General features: G+C 61.9%; 22 protein-coding genes. 9 read left to right on the top strand and 13 right to left on the bottom strand.

From position 1 onward, the window contains the following. Positions 1 to 33 precede the first annotated feature (33 nt). The gene (locus ACX3YF_RS22810; protein ID WP_448646663.1) at positions 34 to 960 is read left to right on the top strand and encodes a universal stress protein; all 927 of its coding nucleotides are present in this window, start codon (positions 34 to 36) and stop codon (positions 958 to 960) included. Positions 961 to 1,154: 194 nt separating this feature from the next. After that, entirely contained in the window at positions 1,155 to 1,718 is a 564-nt protein-coding gene (locus ACX3YF_RS22805; protein WP_458974307.1) for a GNAT family N-acetyltransferase, read from the top strand. A gap of 46 nt (positions 1,719 to 1,764) precedes the next feature. On the opposite strand, the gene polX is transcribed toward ACX3YF_RS22805, so the two are convergent. Both polX and ACX3YF_RS22795 read right to left on the bottom strand, forming a co-directional pair. Continuing rightward, complete coding sequence (polX, locus tag ACX3YF_RS22800) at positions 1,765 to 3,537, bottom strand: DNA polymerase/3'-5' exonuclease PolX (RefSeq protein ID WP_458974306.1); 1,773 nt, start codon at positions 3,535 to 3,537, stop codon at positions 1,765 to 1,767. 8 nt (positions 3,538 to 3,545) lie between these two features. Continuing rightward, positions 3,546 to 4,190, bottom strand: coding sequence for a c-type cytochrome (locus ACX3YF_RS22795; RefSeq protein ID WP_458974305.1), 645 nt, complete (start codon positions 4,188 to 4,190; stop codon positions 3,546 to 3,548). Positions 4,191 to 4,463: 273 nt separating this feature from the next. On the opposite strand from ACX3YF_RS22795, the gene ACX3YF_RS22790 reads away from it, so the two are divergent. Continuing rightward, the gene (locus ACX3YF_RS22790; RefSeq protein WP_130208187.1) at positions 4,464 to 5,831 is read left to right on the top strand and encodes an erythromycin esterase family protein; all 1,368 of its coding nucleotides are present in this window, start codon (positions 4,464 to 4,466) and stop codon (positions 5,829 to 5,831) included. A 12-nt stretch (positions 5,832 to 5,843) separates the two neighbouring features. On the opposite strand, the gene ACX3YF_RS22785 is transcribed toward ACX3YF_RS22790, so the two are convergent. Next, positions 5,844 to 6,512 (bottom strand): dienelactone hydrolase family protein, encoded by a 669-nt coding sequence (locus tag ACX3YF_RS22785; RefSeq protein WP_458974304.1) that lies wholly within the window; start codon positions 6,510 to 6,512, stop codon positions 5,844 to 5,846. Continuing rightward, entirely contained in the window at positions 6,505 to 7,212 is a 708-nt protein-coding gene (locus tag ACX3YF_RS22780) for a phosphoribosyltransferase (protein ID WP_458974303.1), read from the bottom strand. The genes ACX3YF_RS22785 and ACX3YF_RS22780 overlap by 8 nt, the downstream gene beginning before the upstream one ends. Positions 7,213 to 7,504: 292 nt before the next feature. Between ACX3YF_RS22780 and ACX3YF_RS22775 the strand changes: the two genes are divergently transcribed. Then, entirely contained in the window at positions 7,505 to 8,071 is a 567-nt protein-coding gene (locus ACX3YF_RS22775; protein ID WP_458974302.1) for a bifunctional pyr operon transcriptional regulator/uracil phosphoribosyltransferase PyrR, read from the top strand. Between the two features lie 42 nt (positions 8,072 to 8,113). Then, on the top strand, positions 8,114 to 9,079 hold the full coding sequence (locus ACX3YF_RS22770; protein ID WP_130208195.1) for a ribose-phosphate diphosphokinase: 966 nt from the start codon (positions 8,114 to 8,116) through the stop codon (positions 9,077 to 9,079). Positions 9,080 to 9,106: 27 nt separating this feature from the next. Here ACX3YF_RS22770 and ACX3YF_RS22765 read toward each other — a convergent pair whose 3' ends face one another. Continuing rightward, positions 9,107 to 9,667, bottom strand: a complete 561-nt coding sequence (locus tag ACX3YF_RS22765; protein WP_130208197.1) for a nitroreductase family protein — start codon at positions 9,665 to 9,667, stop codon at positions 9,107 to 9,109. A gap of 255 nt (positions 9,668 to 9,922) precedes the next feature. Here ACX3YF_RS22765 and ACX3YF_RS22760 point away from each other — a divergent pair, with 255 nt between their 5' ends. Genes ACX3YF_RS22760 through ACX3YF_RS22750 form a run of 3 tightly spaced genes read left to right on the top strand, consistent with a single transcriptional unit; the run spans position 9,923 to position 14,354 of the window. Beyond that, entirely contained in the window at positions 9,923 to 10,747 is an 825-nt protein-coding gene (locus tag ACX3YF_RS22760) for a polysaccharide deacetylase family protein (protein WP_458974301.1), read from the top strand. Continuing rightward, positions 10,744 to 12,012 carry a putative glycoside hydrolase gene (locus ACX3YF_RS22755; protein ID WP_458974300.1) on the top strand — a complete coding sequence of 423 codons (1,269 nt, stop codon included), beginning with the start codon at positions 10,744 to 10,746 and terminating at the stop codon, positions 12,010 to 12,012. The genes ACX3YF_RS22760 and ACX3YF_RS22755 overlap by 4 nt, the downstream gene beginning before the upstream one ends. Next, positions 11,955 to 14,354 (top strand): serine hydrolase, encoded by a 2,400-nt coding sequence (locus ACX3YF_RS22750; protein WP_458974299.1) that lies wholly within the window; start codon positions 11,955 to 11,957, stop codon positions 14,352 to 14,354. The genes ACX3YF_RS22755 and ACX3YF_RS22750 overlap by 58 nt, the downstream gene beginning before the upstream one ends. Before the next feature lie 37 nt (positions 14,355 to 14,391). Here ACX3YF_RS22750 and ACX3YF_RS22745 read toward each other — a convergent pair whose 3' ends face one another. From ACX3YF_RS22745 to groL, 6 genes are all read right to left on the bottom strand, one after another. Further along, complete coding sequence (locus tag ACX3YF_RS22745) at positions 14,392 to 14,655, bottom strand: acyl carrier protein (protein WP_130208203.1); 264 nt, start codon at positions 14,653 to 14,655, stop codon at positions 14,392 to 14,394. An 11-nt stretch (positions 14,656 to 14,666) separates the two neighbouring features. Then, a complete protein-coding gene (locus tag ACX3YF_RS22740; protein WP_458945059.1) occupies positions 14,667 to 15,785 on the bottom strand; it encodes a dihydrolipoamide acetyltransferase family protein in 1,119 nt (372 codons plus the stop codon). Positions 15,786 to 15,822: 37 nt separating this feature from the next. Continuing rightward, entirely contained in the window at positions 15,823 to 16,818 is a 996-nt protein-coding gene (locus ACX3YF_RS22735) for an alpha-ketoacid dehydrogenase subunit beta (protein ID WP_458945058.1), read from the bottom strand. Beyond that, positions 16,815 to 17,798: a pyruvate dehydrogenase (acetyl-transferring) E1 component subunit alpha gene (gene pdhA / locus ACX3YF_RS22730; RefSeq protein ID WP_448646675.1), complete on the bottom strand. Its 984-nt coding sequence runs from the start codon at positions 17,796 to 17,798 to the stop codon at positions 16,815 to 16,817. Before pdhA ends, ACX3YF_RS22735 begins: the two co-directional genes overlap by 4 nt. Continuing rightward, on the bottom strand, positions 17,795 to 19,558 hold the full coding sequence (gene acsA, locus ACX3YF_RS22725) for an acetate--CoA ligase (RefSeq protein WP_458974298.1): 1,764 nt from the start codon (positions 19,556 to 19,558) through the stop codon (positions 17,795 to 17,797). Before acsA ends, pdhA begins: the two co-directional genes overlap by 4 nt. An 86-nt stretch (positions 19,559 to 19,644) precedes the next feature. Beyond that, positions 19,645 to 21,261: a chaperonin GroEL gene (groL, locus tag ACX3YF_RS22720; RefSeq protein WP_130208213.1), complete on the bottom strand. Its 1,617-nt coding sequence runs from the start codon at positions 21,259 to 21,261 to the stop codon at positions 19,645 to 19,647. Between the two features lie 274 nt (positions 21,262 to 21,535). Between groL and ACX3YF_RS22715 the strand changes: the two genes are divergently transcribed. Continuing rightward, the gene (locus ACX3YF_RS22715) at positions 21,536 to 22,033 is read left to right on the top strand and encodes a BCAM0308 family protein (RefSeq protein WP_196585482.1); all 498 of its coding nucleotides are present in this window, start codon (positions 21,536 to 21,538) and stop codon (positions 22,031 to 22,033) included. A 32-nt stretch (positions 22,034 to 22,065) separates the two neighbouring features. Here ACX3YF_RS22715 and ACX3YF_RS22710 read toward each other — a convergent pair whose 3' ends face one another. Next, positions 22,066 to 22,197: a hypothetical protein gene (locus ACX3YF_RS22710; RefSeq protein ID WP_448646677.1), complete on the bottom strand. Its 132-nt coding sequence runs from the start codon at positions 22,195 to 22,197 to the stop codon at positions 22,066 to 22,068. Between the two features lie 72 nt (positions 22,198 to 22,269). Beyond that, positions 22,270 to 22,884, bottom strand: coding sequence for a hypothetical protein (locus ACX3YF_RS22705; protein ID WP_223272686.1), 615 nt, complete (start codon positions 22,882 to 22,884; stop codon positions 22,270 to 22,272). Between the last annotated feature and the right edge of the window lie 211 nt (positions 22,885 to 23,095).

The raw sequence follows: 23,095 nt of genomic DNA, 5'->3' as shown, positions 1-23,095 counted from the left end.
AGCGTCCAAACCATTATCGACGGGAGAGCTGCCATGCCTGATCAACCACGGTTCATGCTGGTCGTTTCGCACCAGATGGAAAACACACCGGCTTTCGACCGGGCCGCCGCGCTGGCCAAGGCTTCGGGCGCAGCACTGCACATCGTCGCGTTCGATTACCTGGAAGGCCTGGCGAGTGCTGGCGTGGTCAATGACGAGGCGCGCGAGCAGATGCGGACCGACTATGTCGAGCGCCATCGCCAATGGCTGGAGACTCAGGCCCGTCCGTTGCGCAAAATCGGCATACCCGTCACCACCGAAGTGGTCTGGGTGGAAAGACCCTTGCAGGAAATCCTCATTCATATCAAAGAGCAGCCGATGGCCTTGCTGATCAAGGCACTGGAACACGAGTCACTGCTGTCACGCCTGATGTTCACCCCCCTGGACATCCATCTTCTGCGTCAATGTCCGGTGCCATTGCACTTTGTCAGCCAGGTACAGCACGACTTGCCACGCCGCATCGTCGCCGCCGTCGATCCTTTCCACCGCGACGGCGAGTACAAAAATTTCAATGACCGGATTCTTCACGAGGCGTTAAAACTGGCGACCACCTGTAACGCCGAACTCGACGTGATCTATGCACACGACCTTTCCTCCATCAGCGCCGAAGAATTCGGCTTTGATAACGCCACGACGTTTTTCTCCTCGAGCAAAGCCAAGACCCTGTTCGATGCGCAGGCCGATGCCTTCCACGAACTGGCTGAACGCAACGGCATTGCGCCGGAGCGCCAGCACATGATCATGGGTGACCCGGCCAAGGTCCTGGCCAGCTACGCCGATGCCTATGACATTGACGTGATCGTCATGGGGCGTATCGGTCATCGAGGCATGAGCCGTCTGGTGGGCAGTACGGTGGAACATCTGCTGTACAAAATGCCCTGCAGCGTCTGGGTGATTTCGCCGCAAGTGCTGGCTGAATGATTAAAGCCGTGACCAGGCGGCTCACTTTGCCGGTGGCAACCGGCAGGCAAAACGGCCACCGGTCCAGGCTGCCTGCTGGCGGTGCCCAGTGCTGATCCAGATCATGTTCGACAACCGCCGACGGTGTAAAAAGAAGTGAACCATGCGGTTCATCACTGCGCGCCAACCTTTGATACCGGCGGGAGGATCGTCCGATGTTCACTGTCAAAAATCATGATTTTCGGTCCGCTGAAGCCTATGCCAAAGTCACTGGTCAATACTGGATCGAAGCACTCCGGGATGGTCGTCACGTATTGATCCGGCAATTGACGGATAAAGACCGCGAGCGTGAATACGCCTTCATCAAGCGCCTGTCCCCCGAGTCCCGGCACATGCGATTTCTCGCGCGGGCCAACGAACCGCAAAAAGCCATGCCCGGCCCCTGGGTGGACAAAGACAACAAACAGCGCAGGGCGTACATCGCACTGGTCCACGAGGATGGCCAACTGATCGAGATCGGCGTGAGCCGCTATGGCGCCACAGGTGAGCACAAATGCGAATGTACCGTGACAGTCGCCGAAGAATGGAAGCAGCTGGGGTTGGGTACGTTGCTGATGGAGCACCTGATCACGGCCGCGCGCAAGAATGCGTTCCACCACATTTACGCGGTCGACGAATCCAGCAACGCGCCCATGCGTGCTCTGGCCAGGTCCCTGGGTTTCGAGACGCGCAACGATCCCTTCGAGACCAGCAAGGTCGTTCACCTGCTGTACCTGTAATCGTCCGCCCCCCTTATGGCACGGGATTCCGATCGGCGTTGATCGTTCAGATCGCCCCGCTGCCGCCACCGCGTAAAAACGTCTTGAGCCCGCTCAGCGAGCGGGTATTGAGTACGTCGCGCTTTTCGAGCCAGGCGCGACGGGCCTGGGCGACGCCGTAGCGCAAACAGGAAAAATCAGCGCTGCGATGGGCATCCGAATTGATGCTGATGAGCACGCCCTGCTCTTTGGCGTACTGGCAATGGATATCGAACAGGTCCATGCGCTGCGGTTGCGCGTTGAGCTCCAGGCAGCAGCCCCGCGCGGAGGCAGCGTTGATGATTGCCGGCAGGTCCATGTCCAGAGGCGCGCGCTCACTGATCAGCCGACACAGCGGGTGAGCCAAAATGCTGAAGTAACGATGCTCCATGGCTTTGAGCAGGCGTCGGGTTTGTTGCGGCGATGGCAGGCTGAAATGACTGTGGACGGCGCCCACTACCAGGTCCAGGCGCCCGAGAACATCGTCCGGCAAATCCAGGCTGCCGTCCTCGAGAATATCGACCTCGATACCCTTGAGTAAGGTCATCCCCTGCAAGCGGGCGTTGAGCGCATCGATCTGATCGATTTGCTTCAACAACCGGTCAATGTCCAGACCATGGGCCACCCTCAGGGAACGGGAATGGTCGGTAATCGCCAGGTATTGCAACCCGGCCGCCCGCGCCGCACACGCCATCTCCTCCAGGCTATTGCTGCCATCCGAAGCGCTTGTATGGGCATGCAAGTCCCCCTTGAGGTCGCTCAACTCGATCAGCCGGGGCAAGCGATCTGCCAGCGCCGCTTCGACCTCGCCTCGACCTTCGCGCAGTTCCGGCACGATCCACGGCAGGCCCAATGCCCGATAAACCGCATCCTCGGTGGCGCTGGCCACGCACGCCCTGGCCTTGAACACGCCATATTCATTGAGTTTGAGGCCTTGCTTGCGGGCCCGCTGCCGAATCGCGATGTTATGCGCCTTGCTGCCGGTGAAATACACCAGTGCCGCGCCATAGGCCGCCGGCTTGACCACCCGGATATCGACTTGCAGGCCCGAACCCAGCACGACGCTGGCACGCGTGCGCCCTTTGGCCAGCACACGGGTCACGTCCGGATGGCGGATGAAATGCCCACTGACGTCCACAGACGGCCCGGCAGCCACGAGGATATCGATGTCTCCGATGGTGTCGCGCAGGCGTCTCAGGCTTCCGGCGACCGTTGCCGTCTCGACACCGGGCATCTGCCGCAGGTACTCGGTCATTCTCTGTGCCACCGGTTCCACGAACGCCAAGGGCCAACGACGTTCCTTGGCGAGGCCCTCCTGCACGGCACTCAACAGTCGGGCTTCCAGCTTTTCGCCGAAGCCGGGCAGATGGCGAATACGCCCCTGCTCAGCGGCCTGGCACAACTGCTGCGCGGTTTCGATGCCCAGGTCGTGGTAGAGGTGCTTGACACGTTTGGGTCCCAGACCGGCGATGGTCAGCAGTTCAACCAGTCCGGGCGGCACTGTCGACTGTAACCGCTGGCGCAGGGCGCAATCGCCAGTGACGACGACTTCGTTGATCTTGCCGGCCAAATCGACGCCGATCCCCCGCAGCTTGGGCAGTGATTCACCGCGGGCGATGCGTTGCGCCACGTCAAAGGTCAACGCTCTTAACGTCCGCGCTGCATGACGGTAAGCACGGATCCGGAAGGGATTGGCGTCCTCGATGTCCAGCAGGTCGGCAATGTCGTCAAAAATCGCGGCAATCTCGTCATTGCCCATCAGACGACCGGCCTGCGGCGACGAAGGCTGCAAGGCTGGCACAAGAGGCACTATTTCTTCGCCCCCTGCGACGCCAGGTAATGAGCGACCGACTCGGCATCCTCATCCGTCATCGCGTGAGCAACCTGCTGGGTCAGGTCGCCCCGGGGATGCGGTTCGGTCTGTTGAAAAATCTTGATCTGCCCCGCCAGGTAGGCGGCATGCTGACCTGCCAGTCGCGGCACCTGGCCACTGCCCTGCCCCTGAGCACCATGACAAGAACTGCACTGCGCGACGCCGGCGCCTGGCAAGCCCTGGCGAAAGATCAATTCACCCCGCGCATCCGGGGGATCGGCATCCGCCTTCATCGGGCTCCGGGTTGAAAAATAGTCCGCCAGTTCGGCAATCTGGGTTTGCGTCAAACGGGTAAAGCCCCACATGTACTGGGCGCCGGTCTTATCGCTGCGTCCATGGTTCTTGAAGTCAGCCAGTTGCAGCTTCAGGTACTCCTTTTGTTGGCCGGCCAACTTGGGGAACGTCGGCGAGACGGATTCGCCCGTCAGCCCATGGCACTGGGCACACACCTGGTCCGCCATGGCGATACCGGACATGGGCGAGGTTTGCTGCCCTGACTCCTCGTTCGAATGGGTACAGCCCGTGAGCATCGCTACGCAGAGGGCAACAACACAATGTGCCTGGTTGAAAGTACGCTTCATGGCAGTGGCTCCATGGTCTACGCCCTGCGTCCAGCTGATCACAACCCATTCGGAACACTGCCTATCGCGTCAGGGCATATCGGGCAGTCTGCGAATGCTTGATCCAGACACCTTCTCTTAAGCCGTTGCAGCCTTTATTGACGAAACTCAATTTTCCCTCTGAATCAGGGTGTAGGAATAAGCAATCAGGTAACCAAGCGCCCCGCAGGGCCGAGCCTGGACACCCGGCGTGATTCTGCTGGCGGGTTAACCCACTCATAGGGGATGACAGTCATGAATACAGCCTCGCAAGACCTGCTGGACACATTTGCCGGCTCGCCCCGGCGCATCGACGAGGCCGCCATCGCGCCGCTTCTGCGCCAATACGCCGAACCGCTGCCGGAACTGGATGCTCCTGCCTTTGGTGAAATGTTCGATCGCTATGCCGATGCACGCGTCGTGATGATCGGCGAAGCCAGTCATGGCACCCGCGATTTCTATCGAACCCGCGCCGCCATCACCCAAAGGCTGATCGAGCAGCACGGCTTCAACATCGTGGCCGTAGAGGCCGACTGGCCCGATGCAGGCCATGTCGATCGTTATGTCCGGGGCCTGGCGCCCTCGGCCTGGAAGCGCCACATCTTCAGCCGATTCCCGACCTGGATGTGGCGCAACGCCGAGGTCAAGACCTTCGCCCACTGGCTGCATCGGCACAATCATCAACTGGCGCCGGAACGTCGTGTCGAATTCCGTGGCCTGGACGTTTACAGTTTGCGCAACTCGATTCATGAAGTGCTGAGCTATCTCGACGGCGTGGACCCGCAACTGGCCCACGAAGCCCGGCGCCGCTATGGCTGCCTGACCCCCTGGCAGGACGACCCGGCGCTGTACGGCCACTTCGTCGAACGCGGCGGCCTGATGCCCTGTGAACAATCGGTAGTGGACCAGCTCAACGCCATGCTCGCCGAACAATTGGCCGGATTCATCAAGGACGACGAGGCGTTTTTCAACGCGGCGCAAAACGCCCGGGTGGTTCAGGCGGCCGAACAGTACTACCGGGCAATCTATCGAGGCTCGACCGCCTCCTGGAACCTGCGCGACCGGCATATGTTCGACACGTTGCAGGCATTGCTCGAGCATCGCGGTCCGCAGTCCAAAGCCGTGGTCTGGGCCCACAACTCCCACATCGGCAACGCGGCGGCCACGGAAATGGGCTGGAAGGGTCAGTTCAACATCGGCCAGCTATGCCGCAGCGCCTTTGGGCGCGACGTGGTGCTGATCGGCATGAGTACCGACCGTGGCCGGGTCGCCGCGGCCGACGACTGGGACGGCGAGATGCATATCAAGGACATTCGGCCGTCTCGCCCGGACAGTTGGGAACATCAGTTCCTCAAGGCCGGCGTGCCGGCGTCGTTGACGGACTGGCGCGACCCTCAGCGCACGGCGCTGCGCCGGGTATTGTCCAAACCATTGCTGGAGCGCGCCATCGGGGTGATTTATCGCCCCGAAACCGAGCGTGGCAGTCACTACTTCGAAGCGATGCTGGTCGAACAGTTTGACGCGATGATCTGGATCGAACAGACCCAACCGGTCACGGCGCTGCCACTGCCAAAGAGCCAGACCCTCGAACCCGAAGACGACACCTTTCCGTTTGGCGTCTGAGCCGTTCAAGGCTCATCGTGCCGACTGGCGGCCACCTTGCAGATGCGTTTCAAACCAGTCGCCAGCCAGTCGGGCGACTTCCTCGAGGGTTCCGGGCTCTTCGAACAGATGCGTAGCGCCCGCCACCACGTCCAGACGCTGCACGCAGCACAAGGCCTGGCAGCTTCGCTCATTCAATTCGAGCACCACCGGGTCCCGTGCGCCGACGATCTGCAAAGTGGGCGCCCGGACTTGCGCCAGTACCGGTCCCGCCAGGTCGGTTCGCCCTCCCCGGCTGACCACCGCGTGCACCACGTCCGGGCGCGCCGCAGCAGCCAACAGCGCCGCCGCCGCACCGGTGCTGGCGCCGAACAGACCGATGCGCAGCGAGCGCAAATCCGCGTCCCGGCCCACCCAGTCGATCACCTCCACCAGCCGCCCGGCAAGCAAGTCGATATCGAAACGCAGCTCGCCGGTGAGGTTATCCAGGCGTTGCTCCGGCTCCGTGAGCAGATCGAACAACAGCGACCCCAGTCCCCGCCTGGCCAGCGACTCTGCGACGAACTGATTACGCGGGCTCAGACGGCCGCTGCCGCTGCCGTGAACGAAGATCACCAAGCCGTCAGCCTGCAGCGGCAGACGCAAATCGGCCGATAGCTCAACGTCTTGCAAGTCCATCTGGCGGGATTGAGGCTCAGTCATCGAAAGGCTCCCGAGAGGAGGCGTCACTGGCGGCTTCTCGCTGCCAGGCCCGATGCAACAAATCAATGACTTCCTCATCCGAGGTCTGGGGGAAGCTCAAGTACCAATATCCGATCGACATCATCCATTCAGGCATGAGCGGACAGATCACTTCATCGACTTCGAAGCTCAGCATCTCCACCGTTTCCAGTGGTGCAACCGGCACGGCGACGACGATGCGAGCAGGCGCCTGCAGGCGCACCGCGCGGATAGCCGCCATCATCGAGGCACCCGTTGCCAGGCCGTCATCGATCAGAATCACCACCTGTCCCTTGAGGTGCAAGGGTGGCCGGGCGCCCCGGTACAGTCGCTCGCGCCGCTGCAATTCCTGTGTTTCGCGCGCCACCACCGCCTCGAATGCGGCCGGGGAGATCGGGTGAGCCCGCATCGCGTCTTCATTGCGGATCTGGATACCGCCACTGGCAATGGCGCCCATGGCGAACTCCGGGTTCGATGGCACGCCCAGCTTGCGCACCAGCATCAGGTCCAGGCGCACGTCCAGGGCCTTGACCACTTGATAGGCGACCGGCACGCCGCCCCGGGGCAAGGCCAGGACGATGACATCGGGTCGCTGCGCGTATTTGAGCAACGGTTCCACCAGGCGTTGACCGGCTTCGACGCGGTCCTGCAAGGTGGTTTGCAATGAGGGACTTTGAGTCATGGAAAACCTCCACCGACGGTGAGGCCTGGGGTGACGTTACGCCAGGTTGGTGGCGTGTTGAATGATCCGGTCATTCAGCTCGCGCTTCGCAGACGCCGGCTAAGGCACCCGCGTTGAATCAGGTTGCTCCGTTGAGGGCGTCATGGCGTTGATCAATATCAAATCCCCGCGCAAAAACGCGTATTCACGCATTGGTATCGAGCGTCATTTCAGCGCACTTGATCAATATCAATAGGGCCCGGACCTTACGGTACTAGGTTAAAAAAGAATTGGTCCTCGACAGGAGATGTGCATGGCGCCCCTCATTGCCAGTCAGCGCTTGCGTTTGTATGACAGCGACGAACTCGATGGCGTACTGCTGGCGATGGCGCACCAGGCCGCGGCCTTGTTGCCGCCCACTCAAGCCGCACTGATTGGCATCCAGCGCCGTGGCGAGCCTCTGGCACAGCGTCTTCAGCAGCATTTATCACGCCTGACCGGACAACCGGAACTGCCGATCTACCCGTTGAAGGTCAAGCGCTATGCCGACGATCTCAAGGTGTTGCATGCTCACACCGAACTGACCGAGAACCCGGTGCTCATCGGACTGGATCTGGCCAATACCACCCTGCTGGTGGTCGATGATGTGCTGTTCGAAGGCCATTCGCTCCTGCGCACCTGCGCGTACCTGGCGCAACTCGGTGCCCGTCGGGTCTACACTGCAGTTCTGGTCGACCGGCATGTCTGCCAGCAGCCGATTCGTGCCGACATTGTCGGCGTGCATCTTCAGGTCGCCGCCCAGGACATTGTCGAATGCAACGTCCCGCCCTATGAAACGGAGTTCTGCATTGAAGTCTGGCGTCATGGGGCCGCCCGATGACGGCGCAACTGTTCGCTCGATGTGCCTCAAAGGAGCCACCCCATGCTCAGCCATCGCCCGCTTCTTTTCGCTCTGCAAGGCAGTGAGGACTACGCAACCGGTGTCGCGCAGCGACTGGGCTGCCCGCTGGCGCTTCATGAGGAGCGCGACTACGAAGACGGCGAGCATAAATGCCGGCCGCTCGAATCGGTCAACGGTCGCGAGGTCGTGGTGTTCCATTCCCTGTATGGGGATGACCGGCAGAGCGCAAACGACAAGCTGTGCCGCCTGTTGTTTTTTTGCGGCGCCCTCAAGGATGCCGGCGCTCGCCATGTGCAGGTGGTCACGCCTTACCTCTGCTACGGGCGCAAGGATCGTCGCAGCCAACCACAGGACCCGACGATCACGCGCTACGTGGCGACCCTGATTGAAGCCTGTGGCATCGATCGCCTGATGGCGCTGGAGGTGCATAACCCGGCGGCGTTCGACAATGCCTTTCGCATTCCCGCGCGGAACGTGCACTGCGCGGAATTGTTCGCCCGGCATTTCGCCAGGTACGTCGGCGACGCCGATGTGGTGGCGGTGTCCCCGGACTCCGGCGGCGCCAAGCGCGCCGAGCAGTTTCGCCAGGCCCTGGAACGACAACTGGGGCGCCCGGTGGGCAGTGCGTTGATGGAAAAACACCGTGTTCACATGACGTTGACGGGCACCCTGCTGGTCGGCGATGTCGCGGGCAAGACCGCCATTGTGTTCGACGACCTGATCAGCACCGGTGAAACGCTCAAACGTGCCGGCCTTGCCTGTCAAAGAGATGGAGCAGCCCGGATATTCGCCGCCGCCACCCATGGCTTGTTCACCAACGGCGAGCAGATGTTTGACCCGCCGTTGTTCGAGCACATTGCGATTGCTGACGGCGTACCGCCGTTTCGCCTGTCCGCCGACTGTGTGAAGCAGCATGTGCACGTCGTCGACAGCACCGCCCTGATCGCCACCTTGCTCGCGGAAAGTGGCGCTTTTGATAGCGTTTAGGCAGGTGCATCGGTCTTGGGCGTGAGATCAACCGATCCAGCGGATCACCGGTTCCTTGTGTGCGACGGGCACCGGGTTGGTCTCCGGATAGCCGACGATGATCGGCGCCACTGGCGCCCACTCGGCCGGCAGGTCGAGGGTCTTCTTGCCCTGCGGCGTATTGAAAAAGCTTTGGGCGAAACCGATCCAGCAGCTGCCCAGCCCTTCGGCGTACGCGGCAAGCATCAGGTTCTCGGCCGCCAGTGAGCAGTCTTCGACAATCCACTGTCCCTGCACATTGCCTGAGATGAGGATGAGTGCTGGCGCGTGGTAGAAAATCTGGAAGTTTTCGTCAGTCAGCAACCCATGGAAGTGCCCGGAGTGCGGGCCGGCCGGCATTGTCGCGAGCATGTAGGCCTTGGCTTCACGGGAGATCCGGTCCAGCAGTTCCTGGTCGCGGATCACCGTGAACGTCCATGGCTGCTGGTTCACCGCGCTGGGCGCCTGGATAGCGGCGTTGATCAAACGACGGATGATTTTTTCATCCACCGCTTCAGTTGTGTACTCGCGCGTCGAGCGCCGTCCGGAAATGGCCTGGTCAATGTTCATGAAGGCGTACCACAAAATGAGGGGCGTTCCATAAAGTCGGCCAGCCACGGGCACCCGCTGTTGATTTAGATCAAATCGACGCCGAACCAGCCTTTCGTTTCGTCTGAAGTCTCACCTGCGGCGGTGCGAAACGACGGCGCAGGAATTTGATCTGCATCAGAAGGACGCGATGGGCTCACTGCACACTGGATACGCCCGGCTCGCTCTCGCGAGAGGGGCAATGCGGGTGGAAATGGCTCGCGCAGGAGCGCTGGAATGGGCGTAAAACTCAGGCTGCGGTGGCTGATGGGCGTCATGCTGGTGTGCATTGGCGCGCTGGCCTGGGGGGCAGACAGCGCCGTGCTGCGCGTCGAACCCCGTGTGACGATTCTGGTTTACCACCGTTTTTCGGACTCGGCGGACGACTCGATGACCGTGCGCCTGATCACCTTCGAATCCCAATTGCGTGTCCTGCGCGAGCATGGCTACCAGATCGTGCCGTTGCGTGAGGTCGTAAACTGGCTGCGCGATCCGGATGCAACGTTACCGCCCAAACCGGTGGTGATCACCGTCGACGACGGGCATCGCTCGGTCTACGAAAAACTGCTGCCGGTGCTGCTGCGCGAACGGTTCATGGTCACGCTGTTTATCTATCCGTCGGCGATATCCAATGCCTCCTATGCCATGACCTGGGAGCAATTGCGTGCCCTCAGACAGACCGGGCTGGTGGACATCCAGTCGCACACCTTCTGGCATCCCAATTTCAAGGTCGAGCGTCGACAGCGCACGCCGGCGGATTTCCAGCAATTTGTCCGCACTCAATTGAGCAAATCCCGTCAACGTCTCGAAGCGCAAACCGGTGCGCAGGTCGACATGCTCGCCTGGCCGTTCGGTATCTACGATGACGAGTTGATCAGCCTCGCCACCGACGAAGGCTATACAGTCGGCTTGACACTGGACGCGCGCAAGGCCGACCGGCACGCACGGCTGCTGGCACTGCCGCGTTTTCTGATGACCGATGCCTACGGCGCAAAAGCGTTCGCCCGCCTGCTCGGCGAACCCGAGACCCCGCCCGTGCCCGCAACGGGGATCACACCATGACGTTGACGCGCCTGTTGAAGCCTCGGGTGATCCCGGCGTTGTTTATCGTCACCGCCCTGCTGGCGGGTCAGGCCCAGGCTGTCAGCGGCGTCGTGCTCGACGCCAGTACCCGAGCCCCGTTGGCCGACGCGATCATCACCACCTCGGCGGGTGTGACGCGAACCGACGAGCAGGGGCGATTCGACACCGATGGCCCGAGCGAAAGCGTCGCGGCCCGCGCTCCGGGTTATCTGCGCAGCGAAGCCAAGGTGTCCGGGGAAACACCCGTGACACTCGCGTTAACCCCCTTTCGCCCGAAAGCCGTTTACCTGTCGGTATTCGGCGTAACCAGCGCGACCCTGCGCAACGGGGCCGTCAGCCTGGCCGACCGCACCGTGATCAACGCCCTGGTCATTGACCTCAAGGGCGACCGCGGCCTGACGCCCTATCGCAGTGCGGCGCGTGAAGCGATTGGCGCGGCGGCGCGCACGACCACGCGCGCGCCTCAAGTGCATGACTTTCCTGGGCTGGTTGCCAGGCTGCATGCGCAACAGCTGTACCTGATCGCGCGAATCGTGGTGTTCAAGGACGATCCGCTCGCCGACGCCCATCCGCAGTGGAGCGTGCACACCGCTGACGGCACACCCTGGCGGGATGGCGAAAACCTCCAATGGATGGACCCGTTTTCGCAGGAGGTCTGGCAGCACAACATTGATGTCGCCGAGGAGGCGGCGCGGATGGGCTTCGATGAGGTCCAGTTCGACTATGTGCGCTTTCCAGACAAGAGCGGCCTGCGCTTTGCCCAAGCGAACACCCGGGTCAATCGGACCGAAGCGATCGTCGGCTTCCTGGAGGCAGCACGCACACGGCTTGCGCCCTATAACGTCTTCATCTCGGCAGACATCTTCGGCTACGTCTGCTGGAACCTCGACGACACCGCGATCGGCCAGCAAATCGAATTGCTCGGCGCACCGCTCGACTATATTTCGCCGATGCTGTACCCGTCGGGCTTCACGTGGGGACTGCCGGGCTTGACCGATCCGGTAGATGATCCCGGCCAGATTGTCAGGCGTTCCCTGGCCGAGGCGATGCATCGCACCCGTCTGCCGGGGGTGCGCTTTCGTCCGTGGCTGCAGGCCTTTCGCGACTATGCGTTCGATCATCGCCCGTTTGACGCGACGGCGATCAGGGCGCAGATCAACGCTGCCGATGCCGCCGACTCCGATGGATGGATGCTATGGAACCCACACAATCACTACGACGCCGCCGACCTGCCCCAACGTTGATCGCCAGGCTGATGCGCTGGGCCGTGTTGCCTGGCCTGTTGCTGGCGGCGGCAATCGCTGGCGCCGCCGAATTCGATGCAGCCGCGCGCCTGCAAGTCGCACGGATCGTCGAGGGGCAGATCGCCGCCGGACGCCTGCCTGGGGCCGTCGTGCTGATCGGCGACTCCACGCACGTGCTCTATCGCCAGGCCTTTGGCCAGCGCGCGACAACCCCCTTCCCCGAGCCGATGGCACTGGATACCGAGTTCGACCTTGCGTCGCTGACCAAAGCCATCGCCACCACCACCGCAGTGATGCAGCTGGTCGAAGCGGGCAGAATCGATCTGGATAAACCTGTCGCTCGCTATTGGCCTGCCTTTGCCCTGCCTCGTAAAAACGCGATCACCGTGCGTGAGTTACTCGCGCATACCTCGGGGCTGCCGGCAGGCCTGCCTGCGCAGCCTGCGAAAGCCGGGCGAGAAGCGGTGTTGAGCGCCATCGCGGCACAGCGCCTGCGTAGCGAGCCCGGCGAACGGGTCATCTACAGCGACCTGAATTTCGTGGTGCTCGGCGCATTGGTCGAACGCATCACCCACCTGCCACTCGACGCCTATTGCCGGATTCATATCTTCAACCCATTGGGCATGGGCGATACGGTCTTCCTGCCGGACACTGAGCGCATGGCACGTAGCGCCCCGACCCTCGCCAACAGCACCGGCACGCTGCGCGGGCACGTACACGATCCGACAGCGCGCTGGATGGGCGGCGTTTCCGGCAATGCCGGGCTGTTTTCCACCGCCGACGATCTGGCCCGCTTCGCGCAGATGATCCTCAACCAGGGGCGCGCGGGCAGCACCCGGATACTGCGCCCCGAGAGCATCGCCGCCCTTGCCGCCCCGGCCTCTGCGCTCGCGTCCACGCCGTGGCGCGGCCTCGGCTGGGAATTGAGCGCGCCACTGGTGCAGAATCATGACCGCCTGCCGCCGATCGGTGTCATCGGACACACCGGCTACACCGGGACGGGCCTGTGGATCGATCAGGTCACACAGCAGTTCATTGTCATCCTCACCAACCGCGTGTACCCGGACGACCACGGTGACGCTCGCCCGCTTCGCGCGCAGTTGCTCGCGCTGCTGGCAAGCCGCGCCGCGCCGGCAAGCGTCGCGCAAATCGGGCAGGTGTTGCCGTCAGCATTGCCGGCGCTGCATGTCGCCACTCGGCTGCCGACTTCCACCGGCCCGGTGCAGGTCGGTATCGACGTACTGGAGGCCCAACAGTTCGCCCCGCTCGCCGGCCTGCGGGTGGGTTTGATCACCAATCGCAGCGGTTTTGACGCCCGGGGCAGGCGCACCATCGACGTACTCGCGCAGGCGCCGGGGGTCAGCCTGACGGCGTTGTTCTCGCCGGAGCACGGGCTTGACATCGATGTCGATGAACGCGTCGGCGACACCCGTGACACCGCCACCGGCCTTGCCGTACACAGCCTCTATGGCGCCACGCAGCGCTTCCCGGCGCAATCGCTGCGGGCTTTGGATGCGCTGGTGTTCGACATCCAGGATGCCGGCGTGCGCTTCTTCACTTATGAGACCACGCTCGGCTACGCGCTCGAGGCCGCTGCGACCCGGGGCATTGCACTGTTCGTGCTGGACCGGCCTGACCCACTGGGTGCGCAGCGATTCGGCGGCCCGGTGCTGGACAGCCGCCACCCATCGTTCACCGGCTACTTCCCGGCGCCGCTGCAGCCAGGCATGACGGTCGGGGAGCTGGCGAGCCTGTTCAATCGCAGCAAGCACATTGGCGCGGACCTGCGCGTCGTGCCAATGCAGGGCTACCGACGCGCCATGACGTTTGCCGACACCGGCCTGGGTTGGGTGCCACTTTCACCGAACCTGCGCACACTGACCCAACTCGACTTGTACCCGGATGTCGCATTGCTCGAAGGTGCGAATGTGAGTGTGGGGCGCGGCACACCGCATCCGTTTGAATGGATCGGCGCGCCGTGGATCGATGCGAAGCGGCTGGCGACCGCGCTTAACGCGCTGGGGGCTGGCGCGCATTTCGAGCCGGTCGATTTCGTCCCGACCGAGGCCACGTGGCGCGGTCAACTCTGTCACGGGGTGAGCATCAGCCGCGACCCGCCAGCCGATGCCGTGCCGGTCGCAAGCCTGGGACTATCGTTGCTTGCCACCCTGCACGGGCTCTACCCCGATATCTTCGACTTTGCGGCAACCCGCGATTCGGTCGGCTCGCCCACCGTGTGGCAAGCGATTCGCGACGGCGCTACCCCGACTGCGGCGCAAGCACTCGACGCCGCGCCGCTCGCGCGCTTTGCGCGACTTCGGCAGCAGAACCTGCGTTATTGAGCCAGTGAACAAACTATTCGGTCAGTCGCAACGCCGATCAAATGCCGGCCTGCGCGGAGTTGGACTTTTGCTCGAGGTAGGTGATGAGCTTGTCCAGGGTGTCCACGTATTGGTAATCGCTTTCGGCAATGGCAATTCCCAGACGCCGGTTCAGCGCCTCGATGAAACGAAGCCAGTCCATGGAGTCCAGATCGACCTCTTCGCGCAGTGACCTGTCGGCACACAACTGCTCGGTCTCCAGTTCCGGGGCAATGCCCTTCAAGGCACTCAATACCTCATTGCGGATCATTTGCCGGTCCATATGTCCTCTCCTCAAAGGGCCTCAGGGGATTGCAACAGGCGGCGGACTTCGCCCAGAAATCGCGCGCCATAATGCCCGTCGCTGACGCGATGATCGGCGGACAAACTGCTGATGACGGTTGGCATGACACACAGCTGGCCATCGTTCACCCAGGGCCGTTCGCTGATCCGACCGAAGCCGACCAAGGCTACTTGGGGTGGATAGATCACCCCCAATACGCTGTCCACGCCCTGATCGCCGAGTTGAGTGACCGTTATCCCCGCGCCTCCCAACTCGGAGCTGCGCAGGGACCCGCTGCGGGCACGTTCCACCAGACTGGCCAGTTCACTCATTAGAAGCGTCAGGGGTGTGTCCGCCACATGATGCAGGACCGGGGCGACCAGCCCGCCCTGGCGCAAGGTGATGGCCACCCCAAGATCAGTACCGGGTGCTGGCGTGAAAGCATCGTCGCGCCAGAAGCCGTTGAGCTGAGGATAGTTGCGCAGGGCCAGCGCCACCGCCTTGAGCAGCAATACACTGGGCAGCAGGCGTTCCTGAAGCGTGCTTTGCGCATTGTGTACCTGGAGCCAGGCCATGGCCTTATCCAGGGCGATGGTTTCGCTGAGGTAATAATGGGGAATCTCGCGCTTTGAACGACTCATGGCCGCGGCGATCGTGCGACGCATGGCTTGGTCCGGGTCAGGCGTGGGCGCCGCCCGGGCCGCTGTTTCGATGTCTTCCAGGGTAATGGCTCCCTGTGGACCATGGCCTTTCAATTCACCGGTACCGATTCCCAACTCGGCAGCACGCTTGCGCGCCGCTGGAGAAATCCGCGGACGCCGCCCGGATGACAACTGCTCTGCACTCTGCAGCGGTGCGGGCGTCGATGCTGGTCGCACACTTTGCGCACTTTCCCCCGGTTCCAATAACCAGGCGATGGCGGTACCGACCGGGACCCTGGCGCCGATATCGATCAGCAGTTGCAACACCGTGCCGTCATGCCAGCACTCGACGTCGATGGCCGCCTTGGCGGTATCGACGACGGCGATGACCTGCCCCGGCTTGACCACGTCGCCAGGATGGACTTTCCATTCCAGCAACGTGCCTTCATCCATGTCAGCGCCCAGGGAGGGCAGTTTGAATTCGATCATCGTTTACCGCCCTGGCCCGAAACCCGGATCCGCCACGTCATGGTGTTCCCCCTGACAGGCCCTGGCACACGGCATGAGCCGCCGCGACGATGCTCGACACTTGTGGCAGCGCCGCTTCTTCCAGATGCCGGGGATAAGGAATCGGCACCTCGGCGCTGCACACCCGTGCCGGCGGCGCATCCAGGTCGAAGAAGGCTTGTTCGATGATTCGCGTAATGATCTCGGCGGACAGGCTGCCGCTGCGCCATCCCTCATCGACCACCAGGGCTCGACGGGTCTTGCAGACAGAGGCCATCAGCGTCTTGTCATCCAGAGGGCGCAGTACCCGCAGGTCGATGACCTCGCAATCAATGCCCTCCCCGGCCAGTTGTTCGGCCGCCTCCAGGGTTTTGCCGAGCGTGCCGCCATAGGTGATCAGGCTCAGGTCCTTGCCGGCGCGGCGTACCTTGGCGCAACAGATGTCCACGGCGTCCCACTCACCTGTATCGCCCTCCAGATTGTAGAGCTGGGCATGTTCGAATATCAGCACCGGATCCGGATCCAGCAGCGCGGGCCAGAGCATGCCGCGTGCGTCTTCGACAGTCGCCGGTGCGAGTATTTTCAACCCGGGAATATGGGCATACCAGCCTTCCAGGCTGTGGGAGTGTTGCGCCGCCAGCTGGCGTCCGGCGCCGGTCGCCATGCGCACGACCAAGGGCACGGAAAACTGCCCGCCGGACATGTGCCTCAACGCAGCCGCCGTATTCATCAGCGGGTCCAGGGCAAGCAGGCTGAAGTTCACGGTCATGATTTCGACAATCGGCCGCATGCCGCCCAAGGCCGCGCCGATACCCGCCCCGACAAAACCCAACTCGGACAACGGCGTATCGCGAATGCGTTCAGGGCCGAACGTTTCCAGCAAACCCAGTGAGACGGCGTAGCTGCCACCGTAGCGGCCGACGTCTTCGCCCATCAGAAATACCCGCGGGTCCCGCTGCAGTGCTTCACGCATTGCCTCGCGCAAGGCTTCGCGATAGGTCATTCGGGTGCTCATGACGCCGCCCCCGGTGTGTAGACATCGCGAGACACATCCTCGAGCGGCTCCAGAGTGCCGCTTTCGGCATAGGTAACGGCGGCCTCCACTTCAGCGTCCACCTGGGCCAGGATCGCCAGAAATCCGGGTTCGTCCAAAAGGCCTTCAGCCTTGAGCCGCGCGCTGTACGTATGAATCGGGCCACGACTCTTCCATTGCTCCACCTCGTCCTTGTCCCGGTAAAGCTGTGGATCGAACATCGAGTGAGCACGGAAGCGATAGGTACGAAACTCCAGGAAAAAAGGCCCATGCCCGGCGCGGATGTGTTCAACCGCCTGACGAGTGGCTTCATACACGGCCATCACGTCCATGCCATCCACAGACCGGTTGTCTACTTTGTACGCCGAGGCCTTCGCACACAGGTCGGTTTGCGATTGCGAACGCTCCAGGGCAGTCCCCATCGCATAGAGATTGTTTTCGCAGCAAAACAGCATCGGCAGTTGCCACAAGGCGGCCAGGTTGATGGACTCATGAAAGGCCCCTTCGGCCATCGCGCCTTCACCGAAAAAACAGGCACACAGACGCGATCCACCTTGCATGCGCTCGGCGAGCGCCAGGCCGACCGTCAGTGGCAAGCCGCCTGCCACGATGGCGTTTCCGCCGAAGAATCGTGTCTTGGCATCGAACAGGTGCATTGAACCACCACGCCCTCGCGAGCAGCCTTCCTGGCGCCCATACATCTCGGCCATGATCGCGTTCATCGCAACCCCCTTGATCAGGGCGTGACCATGCTCTCGATAGGTCGCGACCACCGCGTCGTCAGTGGCCAGTGCATGCAGAACGCCGGCGGCTACCGCCTCCTCGCCGATGTACAGGTGCAGAAAGCCACGAATCTTGCCCTCCCCATACAACTCTCCCGCCCGCTCCTCGAGACGGCGGATGCGTACCATGTCCCGTAACAGGTCGAGAGCGAGCTGCGGGGACAGCCGTGGCAGGCTCATGACGGACGCTCCATGCTGGATGTATCGCCTTCAGGCAGACCCAGTTCCCGGGCTCTGAGCAGACGCCGCATCAGCTTTCCGCTGCGGGTGTGCGGCAGCACTTCCACAAACTCCAGTTCCTTGGGCGCGACGACCGCCCCCAGGCGCTTGCGTCCATGACCGAGCAACTCGTCGTGCAGGGCTTGGCTGGCGGTGAAACCGGCCTTGAGTGAAACAAAGGCCTTCACGGTTTCACCCAGTAGAGGGTCGGGTTTGCCGATCACAGCGGCCTCCGCCACGGCCGGGTGTTCCATGAGGGAGCTTTCGACTTCGAACGGACCGATCAAATGCCCGGCCGATTTGATGACGTCGTCACTGCGACCAATAAACCAGAAGTAACCATCGGCATCACGGCGCACCAGGTCACCGCTCAGATACCACTCTGCGACAAAGCAGCGACGATAGCGCTCCTCCTGCCCCAGGTAGGCTCGGAACATCGCGGGCCAGGGCTGTTTCAGGGCAAGATCACCGACCTCGTTATCCCCCAGAAACACCAATTGCCCGGCGTCGCCCCGCGCAACGATGGCCGCCTCTACACCCGGTAGCGGTTTGCCCATGGAACCTGGCTTGATGGGCATGGCGACCGTGTTGGCGATCATGATGCCGCCGGTTTCGGTCTGCCACCAATTGTCGTGGATCGGCAGCCCAAGCACCTCCTGACCCCACCAGACGGCCTCGGGATTAAGTGGTTCGCCGACACTGGCAATAAACCGCAGATGCGCAAAGCGATGGCTGCGCGCCAACGCGGCACCGGCTTTCATCAACAGGCGAATAGCCGTAGGGGCGGTATACCAGACCGTTATCTGTTGTTTCTCAAGTATCCGGTACCAACGTTCGGCATCGAACTCGCCGCCCTCCACCACACTGGTGACGCCGAGCAACAACGGCGCAAAAATGCCATAGGACGTCCCGGTCACCCAGCCCGGATCAGCCGTGCACCAATAGACATCATCGGGGTGCAGGTCCAAGGCATATTTTCCTGTGACGCTGTGGGTCAACGCCGCACCATGAACATGCAACACGCCTTTCGGCGTGCCCGTCGTACCGCTGGTGAAGTGTAAAAGTGCGGGGCTGTCGGTTGTTGTCGATGCGACGGTGAACGCCTCCTCTGCCTGTGCCAGCAGTGGATGCAAACTCAGCGTGCCTTCCAAAGGCGCCGTATCCCCACCACCTTCGTCATACAGCAGAACATGCTTGAGGGCGGGCAAGCGCTCACGAATAGCCGCGACTTTGCGGCGGTAAAGGCTTTCGCTGGTCAGCAACACACTGGCTTCGCCAAGACGCATGCGGGTTTCCATGGGTTCCGGGCCGAAGGCACAGAATAATGGCGACACCACGCAACCCAGTTTCAGGCCCCCGAGTACACCAAGATAAAGCTCCAGCCCCCGGTCACAGAGCACAAACAATCGCTCGCCGGGCAGTACGCCCAGTTTTTTCAATACATTGGCAAAACGGTTGGTCAGGATGCTCAGTTCGGCGTAGCTGATGTCGCGACCGCTGCCCTTGCGATCAAGAATACGCAATGCCGTATGCAATCGATTCTTGCCCTGCGCGTGCCGATCCACGGCTTCAAAGGCGAGGTTCAAACCGCCTCCCGGTAAACCAGCCAAAGCGCGGGCTTCGCTCTGCCATGAAAAGGCCTCTCGCGCTTGCACGCTATCGATCCAGTTCGGCGTCAACGGCAAGTTCGCCAGGGTTTTCTCAATGATCGGCGGATGCATGCTCATCCCCTTCAATAGCGTACGGTTCAACCGAGCCAGTCACCCTGGCGGCTTCCGGGCAGGTCAGCAGTGCCCATTCATCGCAATCACTCGGGAAACGCTGGCTGGACGGGTGATTCCTTTTCGGGAATGTCGGTGATGGTTGCCTCGGTCAACAGCAGGATACTGGCGACCGAAACGGCATTTTCCAGGGCAACGCGCACCACTTTGGTCGGGTCGATAATGCCGGCTTCGTACATGTCCACATAGCGATTGGCGGACGCATCGAAACCCACGTTGCCGGGCTCGGCAAGCATGCGTGCAACCACGACCCCTGCATCCACGGCCGAGTTCTCGGCGATGAGCCGGGCCGGCGTTTCCAGTGCCCGACGCAGAATTTGCAGGCCGGTCCTGGCATCCCCCTCATACCGCGCTTCCTCGGCGGCGAGGATCGGTACGGCCTTGAGCAGCGCCAGGCCTCCCCCCGGCACAATGCCTTCCGAGATCGCCGCCCGCGTCGCGCTGATGGCATCATCGAGTGCGTCCTTGCGGGCTTTCATTTCCGCTTCGGAAGGCGCGCCGACACGAATCACCGCGACACCGCCGGACAACCGCGCCAAACGTTCCTGGAGTTTTTCCCGGTCGTAATCGCTGGTGGTGCTGTCGATTTGCGCACGGATCTGCTGCAGGCGCGTGGCGATGGCCTCGGGGGCGCCTGCACCACCGATCAGAGCGGTACTGTCCTTTTGCACCACGACTCGATGCACTCGCCCCAACTGGCTCAACTCCATCTGTTCAAGGGTGATGCCCAGGTCATTGGAAGCCACCGTGGCCCCGGTCAGAATGGCGATGTCCTGGAGCATTTCCTTGCGTCGATCCCCAAAGCCCGGCGCTTTGATCGCTACAGCCCGCAGGACACCGCGTATCTGGTTGACGACCATGGTGGTCAGCGCTTCGCCTTCGATGTCGTCGGCGATCAGCACCAGCGGCTGACCGCTTTTGGCAATGAGCTCAAGCAACGGGAGCAAGTCCTTGAGGGCGCCGATCTTGTGGTCACAGAGCAGCAGGTAGGCATCATCGAGTTCGACCTGCATCTTCTCCGCGTCCGTGACGAAATACGGTGAGACATAACCTCGGTCGAATCGCATTCCCTCCATGACTTCGACCACGGTTTCGGTGGTCTTGGACTCTTCGACGCTGACGACGCCTTCAACGCCGACCTTTTCCAGCGCGTCTGCCACCAGTTGGCCGATCACCGCATCGTTATGCGCCGACAACGTGGCGACCTGAGCTTTTTCCCTGGGTGTGCTGACCGGGCGCGACTGGGAAGCCAGCGATGCCACCACCAACGACAGTCCACGATCCAGACCGCGCTTGAGGTCGATCGCGCTGGCACCTGCAACGACGTTGCGTATGCCATCGGCCAGGATGGCATGGGCCAGTACCGTCGAGGTGCTGGTCCCGTCCCCGACCGCTTCGCCTGTGCGTTCCGCTGCCTGTCGCAGCATTTGGGCGCCGAGGTTTTCCTCGGGATCGAGCAGGTCGATGCGCTTGGCAATGGTCACGCCGTCATTGCACACCGTCGGATTGCCCCATTTATTCTGCATCAGCACCGATTTTGATTTCGGCCCCAGCGTGACACGTACGGCGTCCGCCAACTGTGTGGCGCCGCTCAGGATTTTCTCGCGAGCCGTCGCACGAAACAGGATTTTACTGTGGGCCATCAGGTTGCACTCCTGCCAGATCGCTAACAAATGCCTTCCTGCAGCTTGTAGGAAATACCCCCGGCAACCTTGACTTTTATCAACAATGCCAGCCTATCGCCGCGCCCTTTTGGGGGACCTCGGGAGAGTCACCACTGCAGTGCGTTGACCGACTGTCAGCACTCGCCCCCAAGTTGATAAAAATCAATCCGGGCGACTAGAAATCGAGTCCCAATGAAGGGGTGAAATCCACAACGGTTGGATTTTTTCAATCTCACAGGCGCGGAGAAAAACCATGGACAAGTATCAGCAGAGCCAGAAAAACCAACTGTTCAAGACAGACACCCACGACCCCTATCGTTCGCAACGCTTTGAAGGTTCGGCCATCTGCCCACAGTGCGACTCGGTTTACCAAGCCGGCAACTGGACCTGGAAAACGCCTGAAAACACGGTCATCCACGACGCGCAAGCCGTGAAGTGCCCGGCGTGCCGCCGCATCGATGACAACATGCCTGCGGGGACGCTGACGCTTTCGGGCAGCTTCTTGCTCAGCCATCGCACTGAAATCGTCAACCTGATCGAACACACCGAGAAAAAGGAAAAAGCCGAGCATGCCCTGGAGCGCATCATCAACCTGACTGACTCAGGGGATGACCTCATCGTCACCACCACCGGCATCCATCTTGTCCATCGCATCGGCCATGCGCTGGAAGCCGCGTACAAAGGCGATTCTGACTACCGGTACGGCGATAATGAGTATGGCTTGAGCGCCACGTGGAGACGTGACGAATAACACCGTGCGCGAGGTCTCTGCCCCTGCCTCGATCAAACCTGGCGCCGCGGTTTCCTGAAGCCCAGCGCCCGGGCGATCACGCCACGGGGCAAATGCCGTTCACCTGCTGGTGTCTCTTCAAGTCCGGTTTCGGCGGCCGACCCTTCGCTTTGGTGACCTTGCATCGGGGATGAAGCTCCATTGGCGCGAGATCGGGGGCAGCCTGCGTGCTACCGGACAACATTCGGCAACTTCATTCAGAGGGCCAGGCGCGTGGCCAATCCGGAATTGGGCACCCACAGGGTATTGATGCAAATGGCCTCTTCCGCTTCCGTCACCGGTTCGAGTGACTGCGGATCAAACCAGTGCCGATTGACCATGGCCAGGCGAACGATACCGTTCTTGTCGAGGAGCGTTTGCGCCAGGCATTCGCACAGGGACCGTGGCAGCGCTTCTTCGAGGGAGTCGATGTCGGCACCTTCAAGCTCGATCTCGAAACGTGCGGTGCATGTACTCACCAAATCCTGCACCGTGTAGGAGGCGTAGCGAAACGCCGTGAGATATCCCACCGTCAGCACCAGCACAATCGACATCAGGATGCTGGCCTCGCGCGTCCAGGACTTCGTGCCCGGCCGGCGCAGCCACCTGAGCACAGTGCCCCTGCCCCAGTGCTGGACCGCGAGAACCCCGCTAATGAATTTATTGTTCGTCATGACCGGATCTCTCGCCCAGGTTTTGCCAGAAGCATGGCGCCGATTGCCACCTGGCGTTTGATCTGGATCAACCAGCGCACAACCGGGGCACCACTGGATGACGTCCGGCGCCATTTGGCTGGGAGCCGGTCTGTCGGGCAGCGCCAGGTCGAACGGCATCGTGTGCGCATTCGCTGACTGCTTGATTTTTCTCAACTCGATCCAGGCCCGGTGCCGTCAATACTCAACGCGCATTGAACGCGAAACTGACAATGCCCGCAGTGCGTTGTGCAGTCACCGTTTCATGGCCTGCGCGTTGCGTTGACCGGTACGAAATGATTCCCGACGTTAAACGTGGTTTCGGGAGTGTTTTTGCAGACATGAGGAGAAA

Source organism: Pseudomonas fluorescens group sp. PF-69, from assembly GCF_054481235.1.
The sequence above is the reverse complement of the archived record's forward strand: the minus strand, read 5'-3'. Positions and strand labels throughout refer to the sequence as shown.

What these genes read in the sequence shown, in the direction of transcription:
- ACX3YF_RS22775 (WP_458974302.1), top strand. Translation starts at nt 7,505, where the DNA reads ATGGCGCCCCTCATTGCCAGTCAGCGCTTGCGTTTGTATGACAGCGAC.
- ACX3YF_RS22760 (WP_458974301.1), top strand. Translation starts at nt 9,923, where the DNA reads ATGGGCGTAAAACTCAGGCTGCGGTGGCTGATGGGCGTCATGCTGGTG.
- ACX3YF_RS22750 (WP_458974299.1), top strand. Translation starts at nt 11,955, where the DNA reads ATGGATGCTATGGAACCCACACAATCACTACGACGCCGCCGACCTGCC.
- ACX3YF_RS22810 (WP_448646663.1), top strand. Translation starts at nt 34, where the DNA reads ATGCCTGATCAACCACGGTTCATGCTGGTCGTTTCGCACCAGATGGAA.
- ACX3YF_RS22805 (WP_458974307.1), top strand. Translation starts at nt 1,155, where the DNA reads ATGTTCACTGTCAAAAATCATGATTTTCGGTCCGCTGAAGCCTATGCC.
- ACX3YF_RS22795 (WP_458974305.1), bottom strand. Translation starts at nt 4,190, where the DNA reads ATGAAGCGTACTTTCAACCAGGCACATTGTGTTGTTGCCCTCTGCGTA.
- ACX3YF_RS22785 (WP_458974304.1), bottom strand. Translation starts at nt 6,512, where the DNA reads ATGACTGAGCCTCAATCCCGCCAGATGGACTTGCAAGACGTTGAGCTA.
- groL (WP_130208213.1), bottom strand. Translation starts at nt 21,261, where the DNA reads ATGGCCCACAGTAAAATCCTGTTTCGTGCGACGGCTCGCGAGAAAATC.
- ACX3YF_RS22780 (WP_458974303.1), bottom strand. Translation starts at nt 7,212, where the DNA reads ATGACTCAAAGTCCCTCATTGCAAACCACCTTGCAGGACCGCGTCGAA.
- ACX3YF_RS22715 (WP_196585482.1), top strand. Translation starts at nt 21,536, where the DNA reads ATGGACAAGTATCAGCAGAGCCAGAAAAACCAACTGTTCAAGACAGAC.
- ACX3YF_RS22765 (WP_130208197.1), bottom strand. Translation starts at nt 9,667, where the DNA reads ATGAACATTGACCAGGCCATTTCCGGACGGCGCTCGACGCGCGAGTAC.
- pdhA (WP_448646675.1), bottom strand. Translation starts at nt 17,798, where the DNA reads ATGAGCCTGCCACGGCTGTCCCCGCAGCTCGCTCTCGACCTGTTACGG.
- ACX3YF_RS22745 (WP_130208203.1), bottom strand. Translation starts at nt 14,655, where the DNA reads ATGGACCGGCAAATGATCCGCAATGAGGTATTGAGTGCCTTGAAGGGC.
- ACX3YF_RS22705 (WP_223272686.1), bottom strand. Translation starts at nt 22,884, where the DNA reads ATGCCGTTCGACCTGGCGCTGCCCGACAGACCGGCTCCCAGCCAAATG.
- ACX3YF_RS22710 (WP_448646677.1), bottom strand. Translation starts at nt 22,197, where the DNA reads ATGCAAGGTCACCAAAGCGAAGGGTCGGCCGCCGAAACCGGACTTGAA.
- ACX3YF_RS22755 (WP_458974300.1), top strand. Translation starts at nt 10,744, where the DNA reads ATGACGTTGACGCGCCTGTTGAAGCCTCGGGTGATCCCGGCGTTGTTT.
- acsA (WP_458974298.1), bottom strand. Translation starts at nt 19,558, where the DNA reads ATGCATCCGCCGATCATTGAGAAAACCCTGGCGAACTTGCCGTTGACG.
- ACX3YF_RS22735 (WP_458945058.1), bottom strand. Translation starts at nt 16,818, where the DNA reads ATGAGCACCCGAATGACCTATCGCGAAGCCTTGCGCGAGGCAATGCGT.
- ACX3YF_RS22740 (WP_458945059.1), bottom strand. Translation starts at nt 15,785, where the DNA reads ATGATCGAATTCAAACTGCCCTCCCTGGGCGCTGACATGGATGAAGGC.
- ACX3YF_RS22770 (WP_130208195.1), top strand. Translation starts at nt 8,114, where the DNA reads ATGCTCAGCCATCGCCCGCTTCTTTTCGCTCTGCAAGGCAGTGAGGAC.
- ACX3YF_RS22790 (WP_130208187.1), top strand. Translation starts at nt 4,464, where the DNA reads ATGAATACAGCCTCGCAAGACCTGCTGGACACATTTGCCGGCTCGCCC.